Source organism: Candidatus Rokuibacteriota bacterium (assembly GCA_030647435.1).
GTDB lineage: Bacteria > Methylomirabilota > Methylomirabilia > Rokubacteriales > CSP1-6 > AR37.
Genome location: JAUSJX010000022.1, coordinates 12,159 through 37,024, shown reverse-complemented (window position 1 = coordinate 37,024; position 24,866 = coordinate 12,159). Strand labels below are relative to the sequence as shown.

26 protein-coding genes are annotated in these 24,866 nt (G+C 67.7%); 8 read left to right on the top strand and 18 right to left on the bottom strand.

The window, feature by feature from the left end; all coding sequences use genetic code 11:
- Positions 1 to 2: 2 nt before the first annotated feature.
- The 11 genes from Q7W02_04145 to Q7W02_04095 all read right to left on the bottom strand — a co-directional run bounded on the left by Q7W02_04145 (position 3) and on the right by Q7W02_04095 (position 11,780).
- Positions 3 to 1,523 carry a tripartite tricarboxylate transporter permease gene (locus Q7W02_04145; GenBank protein MDO8475383.1) on the bottom strand — a complete coding sequence of 507 codons (1,521 nt, stop codon included), beginning with the start codon at positions 1,521 to 1,523 and terminating at the stop codon, positions 3 to 5.
- 3 nt (positions 1,524 to 1,526) lie between these two features.
- Positions 1,527 to 1,988 carry a tripartite tricarboxylate transporter TctB family protein gene (locus Q7W02_04140; protein MDO8475382.1) on the bottom strand — a complete coding sequence of 154 codons (462 nt, stop codon included), beginning with the start codon at positions 1,986 to 1,988 and terminating at the stop codon, positions 1,527 to 1,529.
- Positions 1,989 to 1,999: 11 nt separating this feature from the next.
- The gene (locus tag Q7W02_04135) at positions 2,000 to 2,995 is read right to left on the bottom strand and encodes a tripartite tricarboxylate transporter substrate-binding protein (protein ID MDO8475381.1); all 996 of its coding nucleotides are present in this window, start codon (positions 2,993 to 2,995) and stop codon (positions 2,000 to 2,002) included.
- 145 nt (positions 2,996 to 3,140) lie between these two features.
- Positions 3,141 to 4,148: a thiamine pyrophosphate-dependent enzyme gene (locus Q7W02_04130; GenBank protein ID MDO8475380.1), complete on the bottom strand. Its 1,008-nt coding sequence runs from the start codon at positions 4,146 to 4,148 to the stop codon at positions 3,141 to 3,143.
- A 135-nt stretch (positions 4,149 to 4,283) separates the two neighbouring features.
- Positions 4,284 to 5,522, bottom strand: coding sequence for a pyruvate ferredoxin oxidoreductase (locus Q7W02_04125; protein MDO8475379.1), 1,239 nt, complete (start codon positions 5,520 to 5,522; stop codon positions 4,284 to 4,286).
- Between the two features lie 18 nt (positions 5,523 to 5,540).
- Entirely contained in the window at positions 5,541 to 6,749 is a 1,209-nt protein-coding gene (locus tag Q7W02_04120; GenBank protein MDO8475378.1) for a (4Fe-4S)-binding protein, read from the bottom strand.
- Positions 6,750 to 6,892: 143 nt separating this feature from the next.
- Entirely contained in the window at positions 6,893 to 7,474 is a 582-nt protein-coding gene (gene pdxT / locus Q7W02_04115) for a pyridoxal 5'-phosphate synthase glutaminase subunit PdxT (protein MDO8475377.1), read from the bottom strand.
- Positions 7,475 to 7,527: 53 nt separating this feature from the next.
- Positions 7,528 to 8,409: a pyridoxal 5'-phosphate synthase lyase subunit PdxS gene (pdxS, locus tag Q7W02_04110; GenBank protein MDO8475376.1), complete on the bottom strand. Its 882-nt coding sequence runs from the start codon at positions 8,407 to 8,409 to the stop codon at positions 7,528 to 7,530.
- Between the two features lie 14 nt (positions 8,410 to 8,423).
- Positions 8,424 to 9,071 (bottom strand): GNAT family protein, encoded by a 648-nt coding sequence (locus Q7W02_04105; GenBank protein MDO8475375.1) that lies wholly within the window; start codon positions 9,069 to 9,071, stop codon positions 8,424 to 8,426.
- On the bottom strand, positions 9,071 to 10,234 hold the full coding sequence (locus tag Q7W02_04100; GenBank protein MDO8475374.1) for a PLP-dependent aspartate aminotransferase family protein: 1,164 nt from the start codon (positions 10,232 to 10,234) through the stop codon (positions 9,071 to 9,073). Before Q7W02_04100 ends, Q7W02_04105 begins: the two co-directional genes overlap by 1 nt.
- A 13-nt stretch (positions 10,235 to 10,247) precedes the next feature.
- On the bottom strand, positions 10,248 to 11,780 hold the full coding sequence (locus Q7W02_04095) for a PLP-dependent aminotransferase family protein (protein MDO8475373.1): 1,533 nt from the start codon (positions 11,778 to 11,780) through the stop codon (positions 10,248 to 10,250).
- Positions 11,781 to 11,883: 103 nt separating this feature from the next.
- On the opposite strand from Q7W02_04095, the gene Q7W02_04090 reads away from it, so the two are divergent.
- The 3 genes from Q7W02_04090 to Q7W02_04080 are packed head-to-tail and all read left to right on the top strand — an operon-like array spanning position 11,884 to position 13,588.
- Entirely contained in the window at positions 11,884 to 12,630 is a 747-nt protein-coding gene (locus tag Q7W02_04090; protein ID MDO8475372.1) for a hypothetical protein, read from the top strand.
- Positions 12,627 to 12,815, top strand: a complete 189-nt coding sequence (locus Q7W02_04085) for a hypothetical protein (protein ID MDO8475371.1) — start codon at positions 12,627 to 12,629, stop codon at positions 12,813 to 12,815. The genes Q7W02_04090 and Q7W02_04085 overlap by 4 nt, the downstream gene beginning before the upstream one ends.
- Positions 12,812 to 13,588 carry a class I SAM-dependent methyltransferase gene (locus Q7W02_04080; GenBank protein ID MDO8475370.1) on the top strand — a complete coding sequence of 259 codons (777 nt, stop codon included), beginning with the start codon at positions 12,812 to 12,814 and terminating at the stop codon, positions 13,586 to 13,588. Before Q7W02_04085 ends, Q7W02_04080 begins: the two co-directional genes overlap by 4 nt.
- Before the next feature lie 88 nt (positions 13,589 to 13,676).
- On the opposite strand, the gene Q7W02_04075 is transcribed toward Q7W02_04080, so the two are convergent.
- The 4 genes from Q7W02_04075 to Q7W02_04060 are packed head-to-tail and all read right to left on the bottom strand — an operon-like array spanning position 13,677 to position 15,870.
- Complete coding sequence (locus tag Q7W02_04075) at positions 13,677 to 13,952, bottom strand: Smr/MutS family protein (protein MDO8475369.1); 276 nt, start codon at positions 13,950 to 13,952, stop codon at positions 13,677 to 13,679.
- A 12-nt stretch (positions 13,953 to 13,964) separates the two neighbouring features.
- Positions 13,965 to 14,261, bottom strand: a complete 297-nt coding sequence (locus Q7W02_04070) for a hypothetical protein (GenBank protein ID MDO8475368.1) — start codon at positions 14,259 to 14,261, stop codon at positions 13,965 to 13,967.
- Positions 14,258 to 15,676, bottom strand: coding sequence for an amidase (locus tag Q7W02_04065; protein ID MDO8475367.1), 1,419 nt, complete (start codon positions 15,674 to 15,676; stop codon positions 14,258 to 14,260). The genes Q7W02_04070 and Q7W02_04065 overlap by 4 nt, the downstream gene beginning before the upstream one ends.
- A gap of 17 nt (positions 15,677 to 15,693) precedes the next feature.
- Positions 15,694 to 15,870, bottom strand: coding sequence for a hypothetical protein (locus Q7W02_04060; protein ID MDO8475366.1), 177 nt, complete (start codon positions 15,868 to 15,870; stop codon positions 15,694 to 15,696).
- 42 nt (positions 15,871 to 15,912) lie between these two features.
- On the opposite strand from Q7W02_04060, the gene Q7W02_04055 reads away from it, so the two are divergent.
- Positions 15,913 to 16,332: a nuclear transport factor 2 family protein gene (locus Q7W02_04055; protein ID MDO8475365.1), complete on the top strand. Its 420-nt coding sequence runs from the start codon at positions 15,913 to 15,915 to the stop codon at positions 16,330 to 16,332.
- A gap of 200 nt (positions 16,333 to 16,532) precedes the next feature.
- Here the strand turns inward: Q7W02_04055 and Q7W02_04050 are convergent, their stop codons facing one another.
- Together Q7W02_04050 and Q7W02_04045 are read right to left on the bottom strand one after the other, a co-directional pair.
- On the bottom strand, positions 16,533 to 17,816 hold the full coding sequence (locus Q7W02_04050) for a TRAP transporter large permease (protein MDO8475364.1): 1,284 nt from the start codon (positions 17,814 to 17,816) through the stop codon (positions 16,533 to 16,535).
- Position 17,817: 1 nt separating this feature from the next.
- Entirely contained in the window at positions 17,818 to 18,378 is a 561-nt protein-coding gene (locus Q7W02_04045; protein ID MDO8475363.1) for a TRAP transporter small permease, read from the bottom strand.
- Between the two features lie 167 nt (positions 18,379 to 18,545).
- Between Q7W02_04045 and Q7W02_04040 the strand changes: the two genes are divergently transcribed.
- Genes Q7W02_04040 through Q7W02_04025 form a run of 4 tightly spaced genes read left to right on the top strand, consistent with a single transcriptional unit; the run spans position 18,546 to position 23,152 of the window.
- Positions 18,546 to 19,553 carry a TRAP transporter substrate-binding protein gene (locus Q7W02_04040; GenBank protein MDO8475362.1) on the top strand — a complete coding sequence of 336 codons (1,008 nt, stop codon included), beginning with the start codon at positions 18,546 to 18,548 and terminating at the stop codon, positions 19,551 to 19,553.
- A 35-nt stretch (positions 19,554 to 19,588) separates the two neighbouring features.
- Positions 19,589 to 21,199 (top strand): ABC transporter substrate-binding protein, encoded by a 1,611-nt coding sequence (locus tag Q7W02_04035; protein ID MDO8475361.1) that lies wholly within the window; start codon positions 19,589 to 19,591, stop codon positions 21,197 to 21,199.
- The gene (locus Q7W02_04030) at positions 21,196 to 22,140 is read left to right on the top strand and encodes an ABC transporter permease (GenBank protein MDO8475360.1); all 945 of its coding nucleotides are present in this window, start codon (positions 21,196 to 21,198) and stop codon (positions 22,138 to 22,140) included. The genes Q7W02_04035 and Q7W02_04030 overlap by 4 nt, the downstream gene beginning before the upstream one ends.
- A complete protein-coding gene (locus tag Q7W02_04025; GenBank protein MDO8475359.1) occupies positions 22,109 to 23,152 on the top strand; it encodes an ABC transporter permease in 1,044 nt (347 codons plus the stop codon). Before Q7W02_04030 ends, Q7W02_04025 begins: the two co-directional genes overlap by 32 nt.
- Here Q7W02_04025 and Q7W02_04020 read toward each other — a convergent pair.
- Positions 23,136 to 24,866, bottom strand: a complete 1,731-nt coding sequence (locus Q7W02_04020; protein MDO8475358.1) for an ABC transporter substrate-binding protein — start codon at positions 24,864 to 24,866, stop codon at positions 23,136 to 23,138. The genes Q7W02_04025 and Q7W02_04020 overlap by 17 nt on opposite strands.

Sequence of the window (24,866 nt, the reverse complement as noted above, 5' to 3'; positions counted from 1 at the left end):
GATCAGGTCTCCCGGGGCGATACGTCCGGCACCGACACGCCCCGGAGACGGCGCCACCACGGCGTGATGACGGGCAGCGCGAAGAAGAACAGCGCGACAGCGGTGATGGCCCCCGAGATCGGCCGCACGAAGAAGATCAGGAGCGAGCCCTGCGATATGATGAGGCTCTGGCGCAAGGCGTTCTCAGCCAGGTCGCCCAGGACGAGGGCCAGCACCAGCGGCGCCAGAGGGTAGTCGAGCTTCTTGAAGGCATAGCCGATCACGCCGAAGATGAGCATATACCAGATGTCGAGCATGCGGCCATTGACCGAGTAGGCCCCGACAGCGCAGATGGAGATGATCAGCGGCGTGAGGATGGCGAAGGGCACGCGCAGGATGGCGGCGAAGGCCGGCACGAAGGCCAGCACCATGATGACGCCGATGACGTTGCCCGTGTACATGCTGGCGATGAGACCCCACACGAACTCCGGCTTCTCCTTGAAGAGCATGGGCCCTGGCTGGAGCCCCCAGATGATGAGCCCGCCCAGCATGACCGCCGCCGTCGGCGAGCCCGGGATGCCGAGCGTGATCATGGGCAGGAGCGAGGCGCCGCCGGCCGCGTGCGCGGCCGTCTCCGGCGCCACGACGCCTTCGATCTCGCCCTTGCCGAAGCGCTCCGGGTGCCGCGAGAAGCGCTTCGCGAAGGCGTAGCTCATGAACGAGGCGGGCGTCGCCCCGCCCGGTTTAAAGCCCATCCAGAAGCCGATGAAGCAGCTTCGCAGGAACGTCCGCCAGTAGCGCGGCAGGATGTGCCACGTGTCCCAGACGACGCGGGGGCTCATCTTCGCCGAGGCGCCCTTGAACGAGAGGCCCTCCTCCATGGTCAGCAGGATCTCGCCGATGCCGAAGAGGCCGATCACCGCCACGATGAAGTCGAACCCCTTCATGAGGTCGGTGAAGCCGAAGGTCAGTCGCAGCGCGCCCGTGACGATGTCGAGCCCGACCGAGGCCAGGATGAAGCCGATAAGGATCGAGACGAGCGACTTGAGCGGGCTGCCGCCGCCGAGGCCGATAAACGACGAGAAGGTCAGGAGCTGGATGGCGAAGAACTCGGGCGGGCCGAACTTGAGGGCCACCTCGGCCAGGATGGGCGCGAAGAGCGTGATCAGGATCACGGAGAAGAGCGCGCCGACGAAGGACGAAGTGAAGGCGGCCGTGAGCGCCGGCCCACCCTCGCCCCGCCGGGCCATCGGGAAACCGTCGAAGGTCGTGGCCACCGACCAGGGCTCACCCGGGATGTTGAAGAGGATGGACGTGATGGCGCCGCCGAAGAGCGCCCCCCAGTAGATGCTCGTCAAGAGGATGATGGCCGAGGTCGGCGGCATGGAGAAGGTCAGCGGCAGCAGGATGGCGACGCCGTTGGCGCCGCCGAGCCCCGGCAGCACGCCGATGATGGTGCCGAGCGCGACGCCGATGACGGCCAAGAGGAGGTTGTGCGGCTGGAGCGCGACCTGGAAGCCCAGCAGCAGGTTCTCGAAACCCATGGGCTAGTAGCCGAGCCAGGTCTCGAGCGGCCCCTTGGGCATGGGGACCAGAAACCATGTCTCGAACAAGAGGAACGTGGAGACCGAGAAGCCCACGCTCACCGCCACCACGGCCAGCCACGAGTTCCGCCCGATCCAGCGCATGTAGAAGCCCATGTAGAGCGCCGAGGCGACGTAGAGGCCGACGAACTGCATCAGCAGCACCGCGGCAGTGGCCGGCCACAACACCTTGAGCACCGGGCCGAGTGCCCCGCGCGCCACGAAGGGTGCCCTGTCGGCGCGCCTCAGGGCCTGCACGACGATACCGAGGCAGCAGGCGAGAAGGACCACGGCCAGCCAAAAGGGGAAGAACCCGCTCTTGGGTCCGTCGGTCCCCCACCCGACGCCGAGGCGGAGGGCGTCGCGGACCACCAGGGCTCCTACCGCCATCAGCAGGGCAGCGGTCGTGAGGTCGGCCGCGCGCATGAGCAGGGGGGCTACTTCTTGAGCAGCCCGCCCTGGACCATCAAGTCCTTGTGCTGCGCCTCGGCGGCCTCAAGCCACTTCACGTAGTCGGGACCGGTGAGCCAGGAGGGCTTGAGCGCGCCCTGGTTGAGGTAGTCCTTGAACTCGGGGGTCTCGTAGACCTTCTTGAGGAAGCCCTGATACCACTCCACGGCGTCCTTGGGCATGTCGGGGGCGCCGAAGATGCCACGGAGCATCAGGTACTGAATGTCCACGCCGAGCGCCTCCTTGACGGTCGGGATCTCCTTCCACTCGGCGATGGGAATGCGGGCGGCGTCGAACACGGCCAGCGGACGCACCCGTCCCGCCTTCCAGTGGCTGGCGCACTCGATGGGGTTATTCACCGTGGAGTCCACGTGCTTGCCGACCAGGTTGACACACACCTCGCCGCCGCCCTTGAACGGCACATAGGTGAACTTCACCCCGAGCGCCTGCTCCATCTGGATGGTGATGATCTGGTCCTCCTGGGCCGTGCCGGTGCCGGCCATCTTCATGCGGTTGTCGCCGCCCGAACGCTCCTTGACCGCGCCCAGATACTCCTTGGCGGTCTTGTACGGCGTCTCGGCGTTGACCCAGAGGATGAATTCGTCAAGGGCCATGCGGGTGATCGGCGTCAAGTCCTTCCAGTTGAACGGCACGCCGGTGTGGAGCGGCGTCGTGAAGAGGTTGGAGAGCGTGATGATGATGGTGTGGGCATCGCCCTTCTTGCCCTTGACGTGCAGGAATCCTTCGGCGCCGGCGCCGCCCGACTTGTTCACCACAATGAGCGGCCTGGGCGAGAGCTTGTGCTTCTCGGCAAGGCCGGCGATGAGGCGGGCCATCTGGTCCGCGCCGCCGCCTGTCCCGGCGGGGACGACGAACTCGATGGGCTTGGTGGGCTCCCAGGCTGCTTGGGCGACGCAGGGCGCTCCAGCAATAAGGACAGATGCGAGAACCAGGCCGGTGAACGGTCGCCATTGACGTGTCATGTTCTAGCCTCCTCGCAAAGCGGTCGGTTTGGAGGACGGGGCGAAGGCTGTTCGAGGCGCGCGTGGCGCCGGGACGGCGGGTGAGAGGTGTGGGGGCGAACCGCGGCTCGGGGCCTCGGCCCGCCCCCCGGTGCGACACAGTCTACTACCGCGGGCGGCCTTCCTTCCAGAAAGGGATCACGCCCGGGATTTCCCACTTGTTCCACATCTCGTCCACCTTGGCCTGGAAGTACTCGATGTCTTCCTCGAGGAAGTGGGCGAACCGGCCCTGCTTGAGGAGATATTCCCGCACCGGCTTGCGCGGCCGTCCCTCGGCGATGGCCTTGGACTTGCCGTAGTGGCGGACCACGCCGTCCTCGACCTCGTAGAGCGGGAAGACGCCGGTCTCGACGGCCAGCTCGCCGAGCTCGTGGGAGAGCATGGGGTCGTAGTCCCAGCCCTTCGGGCACGGGTCGAGGGAGTGGATGAAGGTCGGCCCGCCGATGGAGAGGGCCTTCCTGACCTTGTTCATCATCTCGACGGCGTACGAGGCGTCCACCGTGGCGACGTAGCGGCACTCGGGGTGGCCGGCCGCCAGCATACCCGCCATGTTCTTCTTCCATCGGGTGTGCATCAGCCGCTTGACCGAGCCGGGCGGGCTGAACGTGGTGTTGGCGCCGTACGGCGTAGAGCCCGAGGCCTGGATGTCCGTGTTGGCGTAGGACTCGTTGTCGTACATCAGGATGAGCGAGTTGTACTCCTTGTGGGTCAGGGTCGCGGAGATCGCCCCCAGGCCCATGTCCGCCCCGCCGCCGTCGCCGCAGAAGGCGATGACGTTGATGGGCTCGGCCTTCATCTTGCCCTTCTTCATGAGCGCCTTGAGCCCTGCGGCCGTGCCGAGCGCCGCCGAGCCCGAGGAACCGAGCTGCGTGTGCATCCACGGCACCACCCACGGAGTCGTGTAGTACGTCGTGTTGGCGACATACATGCAACCCGTCGCGCCAAGGACGATGGTCCGCGGCCCCGCCGCCTTGACCATGAGCTTCATCACCAGCGCCGACTCGCACCCCTGGCAGGTGCGGTGGCCCGACGTAAAGTACTCTTCGAGGGTAACCTTCTTAACCCCCCGGAAAGGCTCGAGGATCTGCGTCGCGTTCGTGAACGTTTCGGTCATGGTCTCTCTCTCCTTATTCACTCGCCTCGGACGGCGGGGCCCCAGCCCCGCGACGTCCTGCAGCTCGGCCTTCCCTCTTCGCTCGCCTCGGACGGCGGGGCCCCAGCCCCGCGACGTCCTGCAGCTCGCAGTACGCTATTCTCTCACGCCCAACCACTGCGTCTTCAGGGGAGATTTGCCGGACTTCGCCGCCTCGAAGCAGAGGTCGGTGACCTTGTAGACGTCTTCGAGCGTCACCTCGCGGCCGCCCAGGCCGCAGATGAAGGACAGGAGCGGCGGCCGCTTCTCGGCGTTGTACATCGCCGCCCGGATCTCGTTGGCGACCACGCCCGAGCCGAAAGGCGAGCCGAAGGAGTAGTCGCGATCGATGACGCCGATGGCCTTGGCCGGCTGGAGCGCGGCGACCAGCTTCTCTGTCGGGAAGGGCCGGAACCAGCGCGGCCGGATGAGACCCACCTTCATCCCCTTGGCCCGCATGTTGCGGATGCCCACCTTGAACGGCAGGGAGATCGTGCCCATGCCCATCAGGATGACGTCGGCGTCCTCGGTCATGTACTCCTCGAACCACGGGTTCTCGGGACCGCGGCCGAAGATGCGGCGGAAATCCGCGTAGGCCTCCTCGATCACCGTGTAGGCGCGGTTCATCGCCTCGTTGTTCTGGCGCCGGATCTCGATGACCCAGTCCTCGTTGGCCTGGGGCGCAACCGTGATCGGGTTGTCCGGGTGCAGCTGCAAGTCGCCGCGGTTGTAGGGCGGCAGGAACTTGTCCACCTTGGCCCTGGTCGGCACCTGCACGATCGTCTGCGAGTGGGTCAGAAAGGCGCCGTCGGCCGAGATGGCGCACGGCAGGAAGACCCGCCGGTCCTCGGCGATGCGGTAGGCGAGGAGCGTCGTGTCGAGCATCTCCTGCGCCGTGTCGACCCAGATCAGCATCCAGCCCAGGTCGCGCACCGAGAGCGCGTCGTTGTGCTCGACGCCGAAGGCGCCCGGGTCGTCGAGCGCCCGGTTCCCGACCATGGCGACCATGGGGACGCGAAGCGGCGGCGTCACCGTCAGGCACTCCATGGCGTACATCCAGCCCACGCCCGAGGAGCCGCAGAAGACGCGCGCGCCCACGGTCGACGCGTGCTTGACTATTTCGAACTGGCTGTGCTCGCCCTCGGCCACGATGTACTCGGCCACAAGCTGGCCGTTGGCGATCTTCTTCGCGATGGCCTGCATGACGGTGTCATAGGGACGGATCGGGTAGGCCGTCACCACGTCGAGATCTGCCAGTGTCAGGGCCTCGGCACAGGCTTCGCTGCCCGAGATGAGCATCTCGCGGTCATCGGACGCCGCCTTGCCCGCCGCTGGTGTCTTCGTCTCCACTGCCATTGGGATGTCCTCCCCGCCTCAGCGCTGCTTGCCCGCGGCGTTCTCGCCCGGGATGCCCGCCGTGATGTCGATGCCGCCCTGGTCCAGGTCCTGCTTGATCTCCTGGTCATATTGCCCGCGGAAGCGGAAGCCGTGTGAGCGCGTGATGTGCTCCTTCGAGTGGATCTTGTTGGTCATCCAGGTCTGGTACGCGCCCTTGTCCTTGCGCCACATCTCCCACTGGCTGGCGTTGTCCTCGAAAGCCGCCTCGCTGACCATGGTGACGCATTCCTTGGCGGGACAGACCGCCTCGCAGACCCCGCAGCCGCAGCAGGACTCCATGTTGGCGTCATAGAGACCCTCGGGCGTCACGTCGAAGCAGGAGTCGGGGCACTGGATCCAGCAGAGCGTGCACTTCACGCACTTGTCGAAGTCGATGACCGGGCGCATGGTGCGCGTCGCGAACTTCTTGAAGTAGGGGTTGCGCTCGGGGACGTAGCCCTTGCCGTCCTCCATGGGCTTGCCGACCGGGATGGCCGGGATCGTGACACCCTCGCGCATCTCCCACCACTTGGGCTTCTCGAAGGAGAACGGCGTCTCCCGGTTGCCCTCGGTGCTCTTGACCGGGCGCGTCTCGAGCCGGTCATGGGCCTTGCGGGCGGAAGCCGCCTTCAGCTCGGAGCCCCACTCGGCCTCCTGGATCGCGGCGCAGACGGCGTCGAGCGAGAGGAAGCCCGGCTGGAGCTTGGCGAGCGCGCCCAGGATCCGCGCCTCCGTATGGTCCTCTTTGTAGACCCACAGGCCGGAGAAGGACGCCTTGGCGGGGATCAGCGCCAGATTGTAGGGCGCCTCCTTCTTGTGGATGTCCTTGAGAAGGTCGGCCGGGCTCTGAAGCGAGGTCATCAACACGGTGCCGTTCGGCACCGTCAGGCGGTTGATCGGCTGGAGCCCGTACCACGCCCACGACTCGACGCCTTTCGACAGCGTGTCGTCCACACAGATGGTGACGTCGACCTCCTTGGGCTCGTAGCGCGCCATGTTCTGCTCGAGCTCTTCCTGCGTGTCCGCGACGATGGCGAAGTCCTTGGCGGGAATGCCATTGCGCTGGGGGCTGTCGCCGTAGCGGCCGAAGGCGATGCCCCACCGGCCGGCCTTGCGCGACGAGAGAACGATGCCGCGGCAGATCCGCGCGGCGAGGTTCTTCTGGAAGATACCGCGGTAGACAACCTCACACGTGAAGTGCGCCATCGCTCCTCCTAGGGCTCGATCTGGGAGCTCGATCTGGGCCGGGCCTGCCGCCCGGTGCCGGCGAAGTGTTGGTCCGGTGGTTGGACCAGACTATGCCCTCTGTCGCGGGACGCTGTCAATGATGAAGTGCTAGTGCGTCCGGACTAGCCCGCGGCCTGCCGGACCATCGAAGCGAAGTAGCGGTGTACCGTCTGGTCGTCCGTCAGCTCTGGATGAAAGGCCGCGACCAGCACCGTGCCCTGGCGTGCCATGACGCACTCGCCCTGATGCATCACCAGCGGCGTGACGGCCGGCCCCATCCGCCGGATACGGGGCGCCCGGATGAAGACCATCTTGATCGGCTGAGGCCCCTGCCCCAGGTCGGCCTCCCCCTCCGTCTCGAAGCTCTCCTTCTGCCGGCCGTAGGCGTTGCGCTCGGCCGTGATGTCGATGAGCCCGAGCGACGGCTGCGTCGGGCTCTCGACCTCGCGCGCGAGGAGAATCAGCCCCGCGCAGGTGCCGAAGATGGGCTTGCCCGCGGCGTGGAACTTCCCGAGCGCCGGGACGAAGTCCCATTCCTCGAGAAGCTTGAGCAGCGTGGTGCTCTCGCCCCCGGGCATGATGAGCCCGTCCACCTGCTCGAGCTGGCGCGGCAGCCTCACCTCGACCGACTCGTGGCCGATCCGGGCGAGCGCCTTCCGGTGCAGGTCGAAGTCGCCCTGGAGGGCGAGGACCCCGATGGTCATGCGCGCGCCCCGGTGTTGGGGATGCCCATCATCCGATTACCAGTCGCGGGCGCCTACCAGCCGCGGGTCTGGAACAGGTCAGACTCCTTGAGCTTGGAGGTCTCGATGCCGGGCATGGCGTCGCCCAGGTCTTCGGAGACCTTGGCCAGGATATCGGCGTCCTTGAAGTGGGTGGTCGCCTGCACGGTGGCCTTGGCGCGCGCCGCCGGATCGGCCGACTTGAAGATGCCGGAGCCGACGAAGACGCCCTCGGCGCCCAGCTGCATCATGAGTGCCGCATCTGCCGGCGTGGCGATGCCACCCGCGGAGAAGTTCGGCACCGGCAGCTTGCCGTGCTCGGCAACCCAGCGCAGCAGCTCGTAGGGCGCGCCGAGGTTCTTGGCCTCGGTCATCAGCTCCTCCGGCCCGAGCGCCTTGAGCCGCTTGATCCCGGAGATGACAGCACGCATATGGCGGACGGCCTCGACGATGTTACCCGAGCCGGCCTCGCCCTTGGTGCGGATCATGGCCGCGCCTTCGCCGATGCGCCTGAGCGCCTCGCCCAGGTCACGGCAGCCGCAGACGAAGGGCACCTTGAAGGCGAACTTGTCCACGTGGAAGTGCTCGTCGGCGGGGGTCAGCACCTCGGACTCGTCGATGAAGTCCACGCCCAACGACTCGAGAATCTGCGCCTCGACGAAGTGGCCGATGCGGCACTTGGCCATGACCGGGATGGACACCGTCTGCTGGATCTCCTTGATCTTCTTCACGGGTGACATGCGCGCCACGCCCCCATCCTTGCGGATGTCCGACGGCACGCGCTCGAGCGCCATCACCGCCACGGCGCCCGCATCCTCCGCAATCTTGGCCTGCTCGGCGTTGGTCACGTCCATGATCACGCCGCCCTTGAGCATCTCCGCCAGCCCGACCTTGAGCCTCATCGTTCCGAGTTCCATGCGAGTGTCTCCTTTCACTGGTTCAGTCGTGATTGCAGCTGCTGCTTCACCATCGGCCACTCGTGATCGAGAATCGAGAACGCCGCCGTGTCGCGGATCGCCCCGTTCGAGCCGGGCCGCTGCGCCCGGATTACGCCGTCGAAGCGCGCGCCCAGCCTCAGAATCGCGCGACGTGAGCCCTCGTTGCGCGCGTCGGTCATGAGGCTCACCCGGTGTACCCGCCACGCCTCGAAGGCGTGGGCGAGCATCAGCAGCTTCGCCTCGGTGTTGACCGGCGTCCGCTGGACGTCGGCCGCCAGCCAGGTCCAGCCGATCTCAGCCACATCGGGCACGTCCCGGCCGCGCTGGTTCGCATTCCCCGACGGCCACGGCCAGAACTCGATATTGCCGAAGCGCGTGCTGCCGACCACCCGGCCCGTCGCCTTCGCGACGGTCGCGAACGGCAGTGCCCGGCCCGCCTCCTGATCGCGCAGCGCCGCCTCGATGTAGCCCACCATGGACGGCTCGTCGGCCGGCACCGTGGTGAATCCGTAGGTCTCGCGCGGGCCGCTCGCTGCGGCGAGCAGGTCCCGGGCATGATCGACGGCCAACGGTTCGAGCCGCACGTGCCGGCCCTCGAGCACCACGGGCCGCACCCGGGTCACGCGCTCGGTCGCCGGCATCAGGCGAGGGCCTCTGTCGCGTCGCTGATCAGGTCCTCGACCTTCTCAAGACCAACGGAAATCCGGATGAGCCCGGCGCCGATGCCCATCTCCACCTTCGTCTCATCGGACACGCGTCGGTGGGACGTCCGCGCGGGGTACGTCCAGGTGGTCGCCACGTCGGCAAAGCTCGGGGCGAACTCCATCAGTCGGGAGCGCCGCATGAATCGCTCGACAGCCAGCGCCCCGCCCTTTAGGTCCACGGACAGAATGGCCCCGGCCGGGCCGGGCATGAGGCGTTTGGCGAGCGCGCGCTGCGGGTGCGAGTCGAGCCCGGGATAGTACACGCGCTTCACGGCCGGGCGGGTCTCGAGGAAGCGGGCCAGCGCGAGCGCATTGGCCGACTGCCGTTCGACCCGCACGCTCAACGTCCGGACCCCGCGAGTCGCAAGCCACGCGTCGAAGGGCCCGAGGTTCGTGCCCGAGCGAATCATCGCAGCGCGGACGCGATCCATAGTCGCCTTGCGTCCCAGCACCATGCCGCCGGTGACATCACCGTGCCCCGAAATGAACTTGGTCAGGCTGTGCATGACGATGGTCGCCCCGTGCTCGAGTGGGCGCATCACCGCGGGCGAGGCCAGCGAGGAGTCCACGATCAGCTCGATTCTCCGCTCCGCGAGGTGCGGCGCCACGGCCTCGAGGTCGACCAGGCGCAAGAGCGGGTTCGAGAGCGACTCGACGAAGACCGCGCGGGTATTCGGCCGGAGGGCCGCCAGCAGGGCCGCGGGTAGGGTGGCGTCGACGAAGACGGTCTCGATGCCGAGCCGGCGCCCTTCGTCATCCAGGAACGCCGTGGTCGAGCCATAGAGATCGCGCGCCGCCACGATGTGATCGCCCGCCGCGAAGAGCCCGAAGAGCAGCGCCGTCGTTGCGCCCATGCCCGAGGCGCAGGCGCAGGCCGCCTCTGCGCCCTCGAGCGCCGCCACGAGATCCTCGAGCATGGTGTGGTTGGCCGTCCCGTAGCGGCCGTAGACGAAGCCGGGCTTCTTGCCCTCCCAGACCGACTCGACCGTGTCCATGTCCTCGAAGACGTAGACATTGGTCTGGTAGATCGGCGGCGTGAGCGGCCGGCTGGCGGACGGAACGTCGCGGCCTCCGCGGGCTGCCAGGGTTTCGAAATCCACGCGCGTTCCTCCTCTAGACCAGCGGCACGGCGGGCCCGCGCTCGCGGGTCCCGCGCTCCGGCCGACGCTGCGCCTCGCGAATGCTGTCGGCCAGCCGACGCACGCCTTCCTCGATCTGCCCGAAGGGCACCGCAGAGAAGGACAGTCGCAGCGCCCGCTCGCCGCCGCCGTCGCTGAAGAAGGCATTGCCCGGCGTGAAGGCGACCCCGCGTTCGAGGGCGCGCGGCAGAAGCGCTCCGGCATCGAGCCCCTCGGGCAGCTCGAGCAGCAGCGAGAAGCCGCCCTGCGTTTCGGTCCAGCTCACGCCCTCAGGCATGCGGCGGCCAAGGGCGGCCAGGAGCGCATTGCGCCGCCGCGCGTACTCGCGCAGCGCGCGCGCCTGGTGACGGTCGAGGAGCCGCTGGCGGCAGAAGTGGTAGACGGCGGCCTGAATGAGCGGGCTCGTGTGGATGTCGGCCAGCTGCTTGGCCATCTCGAGCCGCTCGATCAGCTCGGGCGACGCCACGATCCAGCCCAGTCGGAGACCTGGGAAGAGAACCTTGGAGAAAGTGCCGAGGTAGATCACCTGCCCCGAGGCATCCGCCGCCTTGAGCGGCACCGGCGGCCGCTCGCCGTAGAAGAGCGTGCCGTCGAAGGCATCCTCGACGATGGGCAGGCGGTGGCGCGCGGCCACGTCCAGCAGCCGGCGCCGGGCCGCCGCGGGCATGTGGAGCCCCGTCGGGTTGTGCGCGCTCGGCTGGCAGTAGAGGAGCTTGGGCGCCTGCCGTTCGAGCAGCCTCTCCAGGTGGTCCACCGACAGCCCGCCGCCCGCCATCGGCACCGGCAGGAGCTGCGCGCCGAACGCGCGGAAGACCTGCATCGCCCGCGGGTACGACGGCTGCTCGATGGCCACAAAGTCGCCGGGGTCGAGCAGGGTGCGAGCGACGAGATCGAAGCCCTGCTGCGTGCCGTTGACGATCAGGATATCCTCGGGGCGCGCCTCGAGCCCGAAGCGGAGGAGATAGCCCGAGAGGTACTGGCGGAGCGGCGGGTAGCCGGATGACGGGTAGTACTGGAGGAGCTCGCGCCCCTCCTCGCGGATGACGCGGTTGAGGACGCGGCGGAACGCGTCGGTCGGGAAGAGGGCGCTGTCCGGCATGCCGCCGGCGAACGAGATCACGCCCGAGGCCGTCCGGGCCGTCTGGCTGTAGGCGCCGCGGCGGCGCGCGTCCGCCGCGACGATCAGTGCGGCCTTGGAGAGGTGACCCGTCCACTCGAAGCGCGGCACGTGCGCCGCGGCCTGGGCCGGGGCGGGCGCCTGCTCGGCGACGAAGGTGCCCTGGCCGACATGAGCGCGTGCCCAGCCGCCCGCGATCAGGTCTTCGTAGGCCTGCGCCACCGTGGTGCGATTCACGCCGAGGTCACGCGCAAGGTCGCGGGTCGCGGGCAGCTTCACGGCCGGCGCGAGCAGTCGCTGGGTAATCAGCCGCTCCAGGTGCAGCTGGATCTGGCGCGCCAGCGGCAGCCGTCCCTTGCGGTCCTTGGATCGGTCGAGCGGTATTCTCATGGCCCTCTCGTGCCAGCCATTATCCAGACATTTGGTACGATGTAAAGCGCCAATTGGATGGGTCTGGAATCATCCAATTAGAGGCCCCTTTCTGCGTGGTATCATGCGCGTCCTAGCCATGGCGCGCCTGGTCGTCCTCGAGTCGATGTGGAATCCCAAGGGCAAGCTCCTCAACGAGGAGCCGTCGGTGCTGCCCTACCTCAAGGCCATTCGGCAGTCGTTGGCCTGGGAGGGCATCCGTATCAACCTCGTCTACCGCCGCTTCTACTCGCACTACGACCTGGGCCTGCTGCTCAAGGAGGTGCGCCGCCACCGCAAGCGCCAAGTCTGCTACATCTCGTCGCACGGAGAGCAGCGCAAGCTGACCGGGCTCGGCGACAAGGTCATCCGCCTCGAGAGCCTGATCGGGTACTGCCGGCCCAGCCGGACAACGGGCTACATCGTCGGCGCCTGCGACTTCGTCTCCCCTGACACGGCGCGGAAGTTCCTCGATGCCACGGGCGCGCGCTTTTTGGCGGGCTACCAAAAGGAGATCCCGTGGACGGAGTCCATGCTGGTGGACAGCCTCTTCCTGTCGTACCTTCTCGGCGGTAGCATGAAATGGGTGCGCACCAAGCACGGCGAGCGGGTGCCGCCGTTGAGACAGACGGAGACCTTCGAGATCACGCACACGGAGAGGCCGCAGAAGGTCGCCGGCATGCTCTACCGCGACTTCCCGCTGGCTCACGACATCACCTTCTCGTGCTTCACCCTCGACCGGCAGCGGGGAAGGAAGCCGCGGCTGGTCAGCTCGTTCGAGACGTACCGGCAGAGCGTCGACCGGGCGCGCCGACAGGTGCGCGACCTGTGAGCGGGCGGAGTGAAGCGCCGATCAAGCAGGCCGTCGCGTGGATCGAGGAGCGGCTGCGGGAGCAGCCGGCCGCCGACCGCGTGAAGCTGGTGGACGAGGCCGGCCGGCGCTTCGACCTGACGCCCCTCGATTCGGACTTCCTCTTCCGCCACGTCGCCGAACGCCCGAAGGGCCCCGCCGCGTGAGCGACAGCCAGAAGGCGCAGGTCCAGGCGGAGTTCGGCCAGAGCGCCCAGGACTACGTCACGAGCGCCGGCCACGCGGGAGGCGAGGACCTCGAGCGCCTCGTCGCGTGGGGGCGCCGGCGCGGAGCCCTACGCGTGCTCGACGTCGCGACGGGCGGCGGCCACACTGCGCTCGCCTTCGCCGGCTTCACGCCCTCCGTGGTCGCGATTGACCTGACGCCGCCAATGCTCGAGGCCGCGCGCGGCTTCGTCCGGGGCAAGGGCGCGGTCAATGTCCGTTTCCTGGCGTCGGACGTCGAGGCCCTGCCCTTCCGGGATGCCTCGTTCGGCGTCGTGACGTGCCGCATCGCCGCGCACCACTTCCCCGCCATCCTGCCCGCCCTCAGAGAAGTCGCCCGCGTGCTCAGGCCCGGCGGCTCCTTCCTCCTCCAGGACATCCTGGGTCACGACGACCGGGAGCTGGCCGCCTTCATTCTCGAGGTCGAGAAGCGGCGGGACCCTTCGCACGTGCGTTCACTGCCCCAGCGGGAGTGGGCGGCCTTCCTCAAGGCGGCGGGAATGACGGTGATCGACGAGGGCATGGTCAGCAAGGTGCGCAAGTGGGAGGAGTGGACGGAGCGGATGAGAATGAGCCCGGAAGCCAAGGCCGACCTCGAGCGTTTCGTGCTTGCGGCGCCGGCGCGCTGCCGGGAGGCTTTCCGCTTCAGGATCGAGTGGGGCCGCATCGAGTCCTTCACGGACCGGATGATCCTGCTCCGCGCGGACAGGGATTGAGGAGCCGAAACGTGGCCCTTCGAACTGAGCGGCGAAGCCGTGAGGTGAGGCCCGAGTGGATCAGCGGTGAGACGATCAGCCGAGTAGCCTAGGGCTTCAACACCACGACGGTCGCTCCCCAGCCGCCGCGCTCGGGCGGCGCATCGAAGAAGCGCTCCACCAGGGGATGCCCCGCAAGCAGCCCCTGGACGCTCGCCCGCTGGAAGCCGATGCCGCGGCCGTGAATGAGCCGGACCTCGCTGAAGCCCCGCGCCGCAGCCTCCTTTAAGTACTCCTCAACGACCGGCCGGACATCCTTCGGCGCGAAGGAGTGGAGATCGAGCGAGTCCTCGATCGGCAGGCTGACCGGCTCGGATGGGTCCATCGCACCGGGCGCTCAGCGCGGAATGGGATTGACGATAGGATCGGGGACGACGAGGCTGGGCTTGCTCCTCTGCTGCTCGCGGGCCTGCGCGGCCATGCAGTTGAGGAACTGGTACTGCTCTGTCTCTCGGCCGGTGACGATCACCCGGCCGTCGGTGTCGATGCGCTGGAGCACGATGGTCGCGAACGTGTCGCACCGCTTCCAGCGCTGGTAGGCGAGGTCCTGCTCGAAGGTCTGCGCCCCTGTCATGCAGCCGGCCGCGGCCATAGCCGGAGCGAGAGCGATCGCGATCCGCCGGGCACCGATCATGCGGCGACCGTAGGGCGCCGGGTGTGCCAGTCCGTGAGCCGCTGGTAGGCGTCTGCGACGCGGAGCACCGTCGCCTCGTCGAAGGGACGGCCGATGATCTGAAGCCCCATCGGCAGGCCCTCGGCAGTGAAGCCGCAGGGCACCGACGCGGCCGGGTGGCCGGTGAGGTTGAAGGGGCGGGTGAAGCGGATCAGGCTGGCCCGCACCGGCAGGCTCTGGTCCCCGATGCGGACCTCGCTCTGCCCGACGGCGGTCGCTTCGATCGGCGTCGTCGGAGCCAGCAGGACGTCGAGCTTCGCCAGCGCGGCATCCACCTCGTTCTTGAGGAGCGTGCGCAGCCGCTGGCCCTTGACGTACTCGGCGCCTGTGACGAACGCGCCCACGCGCAGCCTCTCGCGGACGTCCGCGCCGTACTCGGCCGCGCGCGTCTTCAGCCACTCCTCGTGGTAGGCGTAGGCCTCGGGGGCGAGGACCGCGTGCGACGCCGCCGGAGCGAGGTTGACCGTCTTGAGGTTGACGTCCTCGATGGACGCGCCCTGCCCCGCGAGCGCCTTGGCCGCGGCTAGGACGGCGGCCTGCTGGGCGGGGGCCGCGCCTTCGAGGAAGAAGGAGCGCAGGATACCCACGCGGAGCCCTTTGAGCTGGCCCGTGAGCGCGGCCGCGTAGTCGGGCACGGGCAAGACGCTTGTCGTGGGATCACGCGGGTCGTAGCCCGCCATGGGCGCCAGCATGAGGGCGCAGTCCGCCGCGCTCCGGCACATCGGCCCGACGTGGTCCATGGACCACGCGAGCGGCAGCACGCCCGCGCGACTCACGCGGCCGTAGGTCGGCTTGATGCCGGAGAGCCCGCAGAGCGAGGCCGGGATGCGGATCGAGCCGCCGGTGTCTGAGCCGAGGGCGCCGGGGCAGATGCCGGCCGCCACCGAGGCGCCCGAGCCCGACGAGGACCCGCCGCAGATGCGGTGGGTCTTGGCGTCCCACGGATTCCACGGCGTGCCGTAGTGCGGGTTGAGCCCCTCGGGACCGAACGCGAACTCGTGCATGTTGAGCTTGCCGAGCACGATGGCCCCGGCTCCCACGAGGCGCGCGACCACGCTCGCGTCCTCCTCGGGCACCCAGTCCGCGAGGATCTTCGAGCCTCCAGTAGTCCTGACACCCTTGGTGCAGTACAGGTCCTTGAGGCCCACGGGCACGCCGTGAAGCGGCCCCAGCGTCCCGCCCGATGTCACGGCGGCCTCCGCGGCCTTGGCCGCGGCCAACGCAGCGTCCCCCAGGATGGTGATGTACGACTTGAGCTTGCCGTCCAGCGCCGCGATGCGGTCGAGATGCGCCTGCACGACCTCGACGGGCGAGACTTTCTTCGAGGCGATCATACGAGCCAGCTCGGTCATGGAGGTCCAGCAGAGGTCGCTCACGGAGATCCTCTCTTCGCTCAGAAGATGCGGAACTGCGAGGCCGGCTCGGTCTCGAGCGGGATGTCGCGGATGGCGGCAAGCCCGTTCCGCCCCGCTTCAACGAGCGGGAGCAGGGCGGCCAGCTCCGCGTCGGAGAGCTCCAGGCCCTGCGCCTTTGCCAGCGTGCGAAGCGCGTCTACCGTCAGCTTTTCCATGGCAGCTTTTCCATGGACGCAGGATAGCGCATAATCCGGCCCATGCCCACACCCGATCAGGGCGTGCTCACCTGGCTGCGGGAGTTCGAGGCGGCATGCCGCGCGAGGGACTTCGACACCGGCCGCCTCATGTTCGCCCAAGACGCGGTCGCCTTCGGCACCTGGGCCATGGCCGTCCACGGGCTCGACAACATCGAGCGGGAGCAGTGGCGCAATGTCTGGCCGCGGATCCGCGGCTTCACCTTCGAGCCGGAGCCGGAGGTCCGCGCGGACAGCGACACCGCGTGGATCGCCGCCGGCTGGCGATCCGAGGCCACGGGCCCGGACGGCAAGCCCTTCACCCGCCCCGGCCGCGCCACCTTCATCCTGGCGCGCCGCGACGGCCGCTGGCTCTGCGTGCACAGCCACGTCTCTCTCCACCCCACGCAGTCCGAGTCTGCCCACGGCAGGCTCGGCGCCTAGCCTGCTTTATTCACGAACGCGTGTTGCGCGTCCTACCCACCCCCTCACCCTGCCCCCTCCCCCTCGGGGGCGAGGGGATCGAAATGGCTCCCTCTCCCTCGGAGAGGGAGAGGGTAGGGTGAGGGTGGCGATGTCTTCACGAATAATCCGCGCTAGGCGCGCGCGCGCACGAGAGGCGATCCGGCGGGGCGGGGGCCGGCTCAGCGGACGGCGCCGGCCTGGCGGGGCAGGAACAGCGTGATCTCGGGGAACAGGATGAGGAGCAGCAGGCCGAAGAACAGCGCCAAGAGGTAGGGCCAGTACGCCCGGAAGTGCTGCCCGACGGAGATGTTCGCAAAGCGCAGCGCCATGAGGAGCCCGACACCGATGGGCGGCAGGAACAGCCCGATGCCCACCGCGGCGGTGAGCACGATGTTGAAGTGCACCGGGTGGATGCCGATCTCCTTGGCGAGCGGGAACACCACCGGCACGAGGACGACGGCCGCCGGCAGCCCCTCGAGCACCATGCCGAACATGATCACGATGACGCTCACGGCCACGAGGAAGAGCCACGGCGTCCCGTGCAGGGGGCCGAGCAGCTCCCCCAGCATCCGCGGCACGCCCAGCATGCCCATGAGGAACTGGTAGATGCTCGCGACAGCCAGGAGAAAGATCACGGCCGCCGTGAGCAGCGCGCTCTCGTGGACGATCGTCAGCATCTCCCGCCAGGTCACGTTCTTGTAGTAGAAAAGCGCCGCCGCCATGGCGTACGCGGCGACGAGGGCGCCCGCCTCCGTGGCCGTGAACACCCCGAAGAAGAACCCCAGCACGATGACGATGGGGACCACCAGCGGCACGAGCGACGCCTTGCCGGCCTTCACGAAGCGCGGCCACGTCGGGCGCTCGTCCTTGGGCCAGCCGAGCCGGTGCGCCTGGACGAAGATCACCGACATCAGGCAGGCCGCCGTCACCGCCGCCGGGATGAAGCCGCCGAGGAAGATTCCGACGACGGAGGTGTCGGTGATCTGGGCGAGCACGATCATGAAGATGGCAGGCGGCACCAGGATGCCCATCGCCGTGGCCGACGCCACCAGGGACACGGCATGCTCCGGCTTGTAGCCCGCGCGCAGCATCGGCGGCGTCATCATGGAACCGATGGCCGAGACGTCGGCGATGGTCGAGCCCGAGATGCCCGAGAAGAAGTACTCGGCGAGCACCACCGACATGCCGAGCCCGCCCCGCACCCAGCCCACCAGCACCCGCGCGAGATCCACGAGCGCGTAGGACATCCCGCAGCGCTCCATGAGGTTGCCGGCGAAGACGAACGTCGGGATGGCGAGGAGGACCCAGTGCTGGGTGCCGGCCACCAGGCTCGACGGAAGCTTCTGCAGCGAGAAGTTGCCGATCAGGAGCCCCAGGAAGCCCGAGAGGCCCAGCGCGAAGACGATGGGCATGGACAGGGCCGCCAGGACGATGAACGAGATGCCGACGGCGCCGAAGAGCATGCTAGTGGATCTCCGACCCTGAAACGGGCGACCCTGAAACGGGCGACCCTGGAACCGGGAGGCCGGGCCACCGCCCACGCCAGCCGTCGGCGATGGACGCCGCGCTGTAGATCACGATCAGCACGCCGCCGACCACCGACGAGAGGTACAGCCAGCGCAGGTTGAGGTTCAGCGCCGGCGAGAACGACTGGCTGTTGAGCTCGGCCACCTGCCAACCGAAGATCGCCACCAGCGCGCCGAACCCCGCGATGAGGAGGTAGTGCGCCGTGAGCACCGCTCGGCGCGCCCCGGCCGGGAGGCGATCGGTGATCATCTGCACCGAGAAGTGGACGCCGCGCCGGACGCCGATCGCCGCGCCGACGAAGGACATCCAGGCGAGGCAGAGCTCACCGATCTCCTCGACCCAGAAGAACCGGATGCTCGGAAGGTCGAAGACGGCGGACACCTGGGTCATCACGTAACGGAGGAAGACGCCGGCCAGCATGTCCGCGATGGCGACCAGCATCAGGACGGTCACGAAGACGGGCGGAACAGCGGCGATCCAGCGCGCAGCCAATATCATGACGCGGGATCGTAGACCGCGCCGCAGCCCCCCGTCAAGGCGCGATCGGCGCCGGCGCGAGAACGGGCTTGACTTCAGGGGGCGAAATGAGCGCTATAGAGGCGACCAGGCCGGCGGCAGGGCCGGCCGCGCACGCGCTGACGCGTCGTTACACGAGAGGGGGCCCCATGCGAGCACTGTTCCGCGGTTTCGCTGCCATCACGCTCGTCACTACAGTGGCTGTCGCCGGCTACGTCACGTCCGTCTCCAGCCAGACCAAGCCGGGGGCGAGGAAGCTGGACCTCGCCTACCTGCTCGCCCCGCCAGAGTCGGGCGCAGTCGGGCTCAAGTTCATGGCCGAGGAGGTCACGCGGCGCTCCAACGGCTCGATCAACATGGTGTTCCACGGCGGGACGCTCCTGAACAAGGAGCTCGAGATCATGGACGCCGTCAAGTCGGGCAACGTCGCGATCGGAAGCCCCATCGGCGCCGCCTCCACCGTGTTCCCCGAGATGGGTGTCTTCCTGACGCCCTACCTCGTCCGCGACTACAAGCACGCCTACTCGATGTTCAACGGCCAGATCGGCAAGGACCTCGACGAAACCTTCCAGAAGAAGTACAAGGTCAAGATCCTGTTCTTCTTCGACTACGGCTTCCGCCACTTCTGGAACAACAAGCGGCCCATCAACAGCCCGGCCGACCTCAAGGGCCTGAAGATGCGCGTGCAGCAGGGGCGCGTCTTCGCCGACACCGTGAACGGCCTCGGCGCCAGCGCCGTCCCCATGCCGTTCGGCGAGGTCATCCCCGCCGCCCAGCAGGGGGTCATTGACGGCGCGGACCTGCCGATCGTCAACATCAACGCTCTGAAGATCTACGAGGTGTCGAAGTACGCCTCGATGACCTACCACAACTACGGGCCGACCTTGCTGGTGATGAACCTCGACATCTGGAAGAGCCTCCCCCCGGACCAGCAGAAGCTCATCATGGACGTGGGGATGGAGGCGCAGAAGAAGATCCGCGAGGCCACCGAGAGCGTGGACAACTACGCCAAGGCGAAGGAGATCCTCGAGGCCAAGGGCATGAAGGTCAACCAGGCCGACGTCGCCTCGTTCCGGAAGCTCGCTGAGGAGAAGATCTGGCCCCAGTACAAGCAGCAGTACGCCGAGTTCTGGGACAAGATCGTCAACACGAAGTAGCGCCAAAAACGAGCCAAAAACGAGGAGGATCGGCCATGGCGCGACGCGCCGCTTTCCCTGGGTTCCTGGTGCTGCTCGCCGTCCTCGTCGCCGCTGGGCCCGCGCTTGCCCAGCAGCCCAAGCAGGGCGGCGTCCTGCGCATCGCCGAGCGGGAGGCTCCGGGGCTCGACCCGCACATCTCGATCAGCTTCCTGACCCACTCGTATGTCAGCCTCACGTACAGCCAGCTCGTGCGCTTCCCCAACGGGCCGGAGCAGAAGTCCCCGACTGACTTCTCTATCATGCCGGACCTCGCCGAGAAGTGGGCTGTGTCCAAGGACGGGAAGATCTACACCTTCAGCCTCCGCAAAGGCGTGCGCTTTCACAACAAGCCCCCGGTCAACGGCCGGGAGCTCACTGCCGAGGACGTCAAGTACTCGCTCGAGCGCTTCATGGCCAAGTCCGGCTTCCGTGACCGCTTCGAACCCGTGCAGGCAATCGACGCCGTGGACCGCTACACCGTCCGGATCACCCTCAAGGAGCCGTACGCGCCGTTCCTGAATCACCTGGCCAACCCGAGCTTCTGCGCGATCCTGCCGCGCGAGGCTGAGGAAAAGTTCAAGGACTTCAACCACCCCGACGCGGTCATCGGCACAGGCCCCTTCGTGCTCAAGTCATACGAGAAGGGCGTCAAGGTGGTCTTCCAGCGGAACCCGAGCTACTTCATGAAGGGGCTCCCCTATCTCGACGGCGCCGTCATCGAGATCACGCCCGACGCCGCGGCCCGCCTCGCCGTGCTGCGCGCCGGCAAGGCCGAGCTGCCCCATATCTGGGGCTGGATCAGCCCGGAGGAATCCCGCGCGCTCAAGCAGACCAACCCCGAGATGAGCGTGACCCCGTATCAGGTGATAGGCCAGGGCTTCATCTACATGCGCACCGACCGGCCGCCGTTCAACGACGTCCGGGTCCGCCGCGCTGTCGCCCTCGCCCTCGACCGGAAGGGATGGAACGACGCGCTCCTCTTCGGCGAGGGGTGCGTCGACGCGGGCCCGGTGCCCTGCGCGCTCAAGGACTGGAAGCTCGACGCGTCGAAAATCGACCCGGCCAAGGCGAAGTACCTGGTCGGCCACGACCCCGCGGAGGCCAAGCGTCTCCTCGCTGAGGCCGGCCTCGCGAAGGGCTTCACGATGCCCATCTTCCACTGGCCGGGTTATGTCGTGCCCTGGCGGAGCTACTACGACCTGGCCGCCGAGAATCTCGGCAAGGTCGGGATCACCGTCGAGTTGAAGCCCGAGGAATACGGCAAGTACATCTCCACGACCGCGCTTGGCAAGTACGAGGGCGCGGCCATGGGCCCCTCGACGCCTTTCACCGAGGTGGACGACTTCCTGTTCGGACGCTTCTATCCCGAGTTGCCAACCAATCAGAGCCACGTCGCCGACGCCGAGCTGACCAAGATGCTGATCGCCCAGCGGCGGGAGATGGATCCGAAGAAGCGCAAGCAGATCGTGGACGACATCCAGCGCTATCTCGCCGACAAGGCGTACTACGTCTACGTCCCGCAGTGGCCACAGTACGTGGCGCACCCGCCCTACGTGAAGGGCTTCAAGCATCACGACGGCTACGGCCTCGGCATGCGGCTCCTGTACACGTGGCTGGATAAGTGAAGCGGTACATCCTCCGCAGGGTCGCCCTCGCGATCCCGACGCTCTTCCTCGTGAGCGTCATCGTGTTCGCCCTGATGCGGTTCATGCCCGGGGACGTGGCGACGCGAATGGTCGAGGGGCACGCCTACGCGCCGACCCTCCAGGCGCTCCGGCACGACCTCGGCCTCGACCGGCCGGTCCACGTCCAATACATCGAGTGGATCAAGGGCATCGCGCTCCACGGGGATTTCGGCCGGTCGTACTGGACGCGCCAGCCCATCCTCGAGGAATTCGTCCGGCGCTTTCCGGTCACGCTCGAGCTGGCGGCGCTGACCATCCTTGTCTCGGTGGTGCTGGGGGTCGCCATCGGCATCGTCTCGGCCGTGCGACAGGACACCGCGTCGGACTACGTGGGCCGCGTCCTGGCGATCCTAGCGCTCTCGGTCCCGTACTTCGGCTTAGCAGTGCTCGTCGTCGTCCTCCCCTCCATCTACTTCAAGTGGACGCCGGTCTGGACGTACGTCGCCTTCTCAGCCGATCCGCTCGCGAACCTCAAGATCATGCTGGTCCCGGCGCTCGTGTTCGGGGTGACGCGCGCGGGACCGATCATGCGGATCATGCGCTCGGCGCTCCTCGACGTGCTCCGCCAGGACTACATCCGTACCGCGTGGTCGAAGGGGCTCGGAGAGCGGACCATCGTGCTGCGCCATGCCCTCAAGAACGCGATGATCCCGGTGATCAGCCTCATCGGCCTGCAGGCGCCGCTGTACATCGGCGGCTCGGTGATCATCGAATCGATCTTCCGGCTTCCCGGGGTCGGGCTCTTCTTCTTCGAGGCCCTCACCCGGCTCGACTACCCCGTCGTCCAGTCCGTCAACCTGATCATCGCCGCGATGGTCGTCGGGCTGAATCTCCTGATCGACCTCTCGTATGCGTTCCTGGACCCGCGCATCCGCTACTAGCCGCGAGCCGGCGCTGGCCGGGGCGCGCGTCGCCGGCGGCGCCGTCGCGCTCCCGGCGCGGCGCCTGCAGGGCACGCGGCCGTGGTGGGCCGACGTCTGGATCCAGATGCTCAAGCGGAAGCCGCTCGGCACGATCGGGAGCGTCATCGTGGTCGTCATGCTCGCCGCAGCGGTGCTGGCGGAATGGATCGCGCCGTACGGCTTCGCCCAGACGAGTCTCCGCGAGCGCTTCATCTCCATGAACGGCGCGCACTGGCTCGGCACCGATGAGATCGGCCGCGATCTCCTCACGCGCCTCATCTACGGCGCGCGGATCTCCCTCTACGTGGGCTTCGGCGCCGTCGCCCTCGGCAGCGTCCTCGCGACGGCGATCGGCATGCTGTCCGCTTATTTCGGCGGCCGGCTCGATCTCCTGCTCCAGCGCGGCGTGGACGCGTGGATGGCCTTCCCGGGCCTCCTCCTGCTGATGTCCATCATGTCGATGCTGGGCCCGAGCGTCTGGAACATCACCATCGTGCTCGGCGTCGCGTTCGGCATACAAAACTCGCGGATCGTCCGAGGCGTGGCGCTCGTGGTCAAGGAGCATACGTTCGTGGAGAGCGCGCGGGCGCTCGGCGCCGGCCACCTCCGGACGACGATGACGCACATCCTGCCCAACGTGATGCCGACCCTCATCGTGGTCGCTACGACGGGCCTCTCGACGGTCATTTTGACCGAGGCGAGTCTCTCGTTCCTCGGGCTCGGCGTGCCACCGCCCTACCCGACCTGGGGCGGGATGCTGTCGCTCGCGGGTCTCGACCACATGTACCGGGCGCCGTGGCTCGCGATCTGGCCGGCCGTGGCGCTGTCGCTCGCGGTCTTCGGCTTCAATATGCTGGGGGACGCGCTTCGCGACCTGCTGGACCCGCGTCTCATGGGGGGTTTGGTACCCGCCGGCGGCCGAGGCGTATCGACAGCGCCTCGGCCGCCGTGCCTCTTACTTCCGGCGCACCCGGCTAGCCCTTCTCCGTGATGTAGATGTGCTGGAGCATGTCGACGTAGATGTTGCCGTCCACGACGAACTCGCCCTTCTTGTTCTTCTCGATGCCCTTGACCCACGGCTTGGCCGCCGCGTAGCGGACGACCCACGCGACGGGGACGTAGCCCACGTCGGTCTGCATGATCTCCTCGGCCTTGGCGTAGTGCGCCATGCGCTTGGCCGCGTCGCGGGTGTCGCGTCCGGCTTCGAGCTCCTTGTCGAAGGCTTCGTTGACCCAGGCCTGGCGCCTGCCCGTGGTCTTCTTGCCGTAGAAGGTGTCGAAGTACTCGTTGTGCGGGTCCGGGTAGTCCATGAACCAACGGATCCAGACGAACTGGAGGTCCTGTTTCCACAGGCGCTCGCGGAACACGCGCGGCTCGAGCACGTCGAGCTCCGTCTTCATGTTGAGGTTCTCGAGGAGGACGGCCTGCACGGCCTCGGCGAGCGACTTGGCGCCGAGCGCCTCGTCACGCATCGAGAGCGTGATCTTCGGCCAGTTCTTGCCGCCCTCGAAGGGCGTGCCCTTGAGCATGTCAATGGCGGCCTTCTTGTCGAAGCGCTGGATGGCCTTGATCGCCGGAGTGTCGACGGCGCCGGGGAAGCCGGGCGGGATCATGGACCACGCCGGCACCGCCAGCCCCTGCGCAACCTTGACGACGTTGTCGCGGTCGATGGCGTGGGCCACGGCGCGACGCACCTTGAGGTTGTCGAAGGGCGGCTTCGTCACCTGCGGCACGAGATACCAGGTGCCGGGGAACGGGTAGCGGAACACGTCTTTGGACGCGCGGGGATCCGACTGAAGGCGCCTGAGGTCGCCCGCCTGGAGCAGCGTCAGGTCGAGCTCGTTGCCCTCATAGGGCAGCGCGCCCGAGGCGACCGGGATAATGGGCACGACCACACGGGTCAGGTGGACGTCCTTGGCGCCGAAGAAGTACGGGTTCTTGCGCATGACCATCTGCTTGTTGTGCTCCCAGGACTCGAGCACGAAGGGGCCGTTGCAGACGATGTTGGCGGCCTCCGTCCATTTGTCGCCGTGCTTTTCTACGGCACGCTGGTACGCCGGCAGCGCGGCAAGATAGGCCGCGAGGACCGGGAAGTAGCCGCGGGGTCCCTCAAGGGTGACTTCGAGCGTCCAGTCATCCTTGGCGCGGACCCCGACCTGGCTCGGGTCGGTGATCTGCTTCTTGTTGAACGCCTCGCCGTTCTTGATGTCGTAGAGGTACGCGGCGTAGGGCGCCTTGCTCTCGGGATTGAGCTGGCGCTTCCACGAGTACTCGAAGTCGCGCGCCGAGACGGGCGCGTTGTCCGACCAGCGCGAGTCCTTCCTGATCGTGAAGGTCCAGACCGAGCCGTCCTTGTTGCCCTCGACCTTGGTCGCCAAGTACGGTACCGCGAGAAAGTCCGCGTTGAAGACCATCAGGCCCGCGAAGAGCGCGGGTAGGCCCCCGCAGTAGAGGTCCTTGTTGTAGTCGTGGCTGGCGGGATCGTTCGCATAGTAGCCGCCTCCGCCGTAGCGGAAGACCTGCTCCTTCGCGAGCTTGTCGCCGGGCGCGGGCTTGGAGGGCTTGGCCGCCTCGGCCGTGGTGGCGAAACCGAGGCCGCCGAACGCGGCCATGGCGCCGACCGCCTTCAGGAAGTCGCGCCGGCCGAGGCCAATGGCCTGGAGGCGCTGCTCGAAGAGTGCCAATTGCTGGTCCGGAATGCGCAT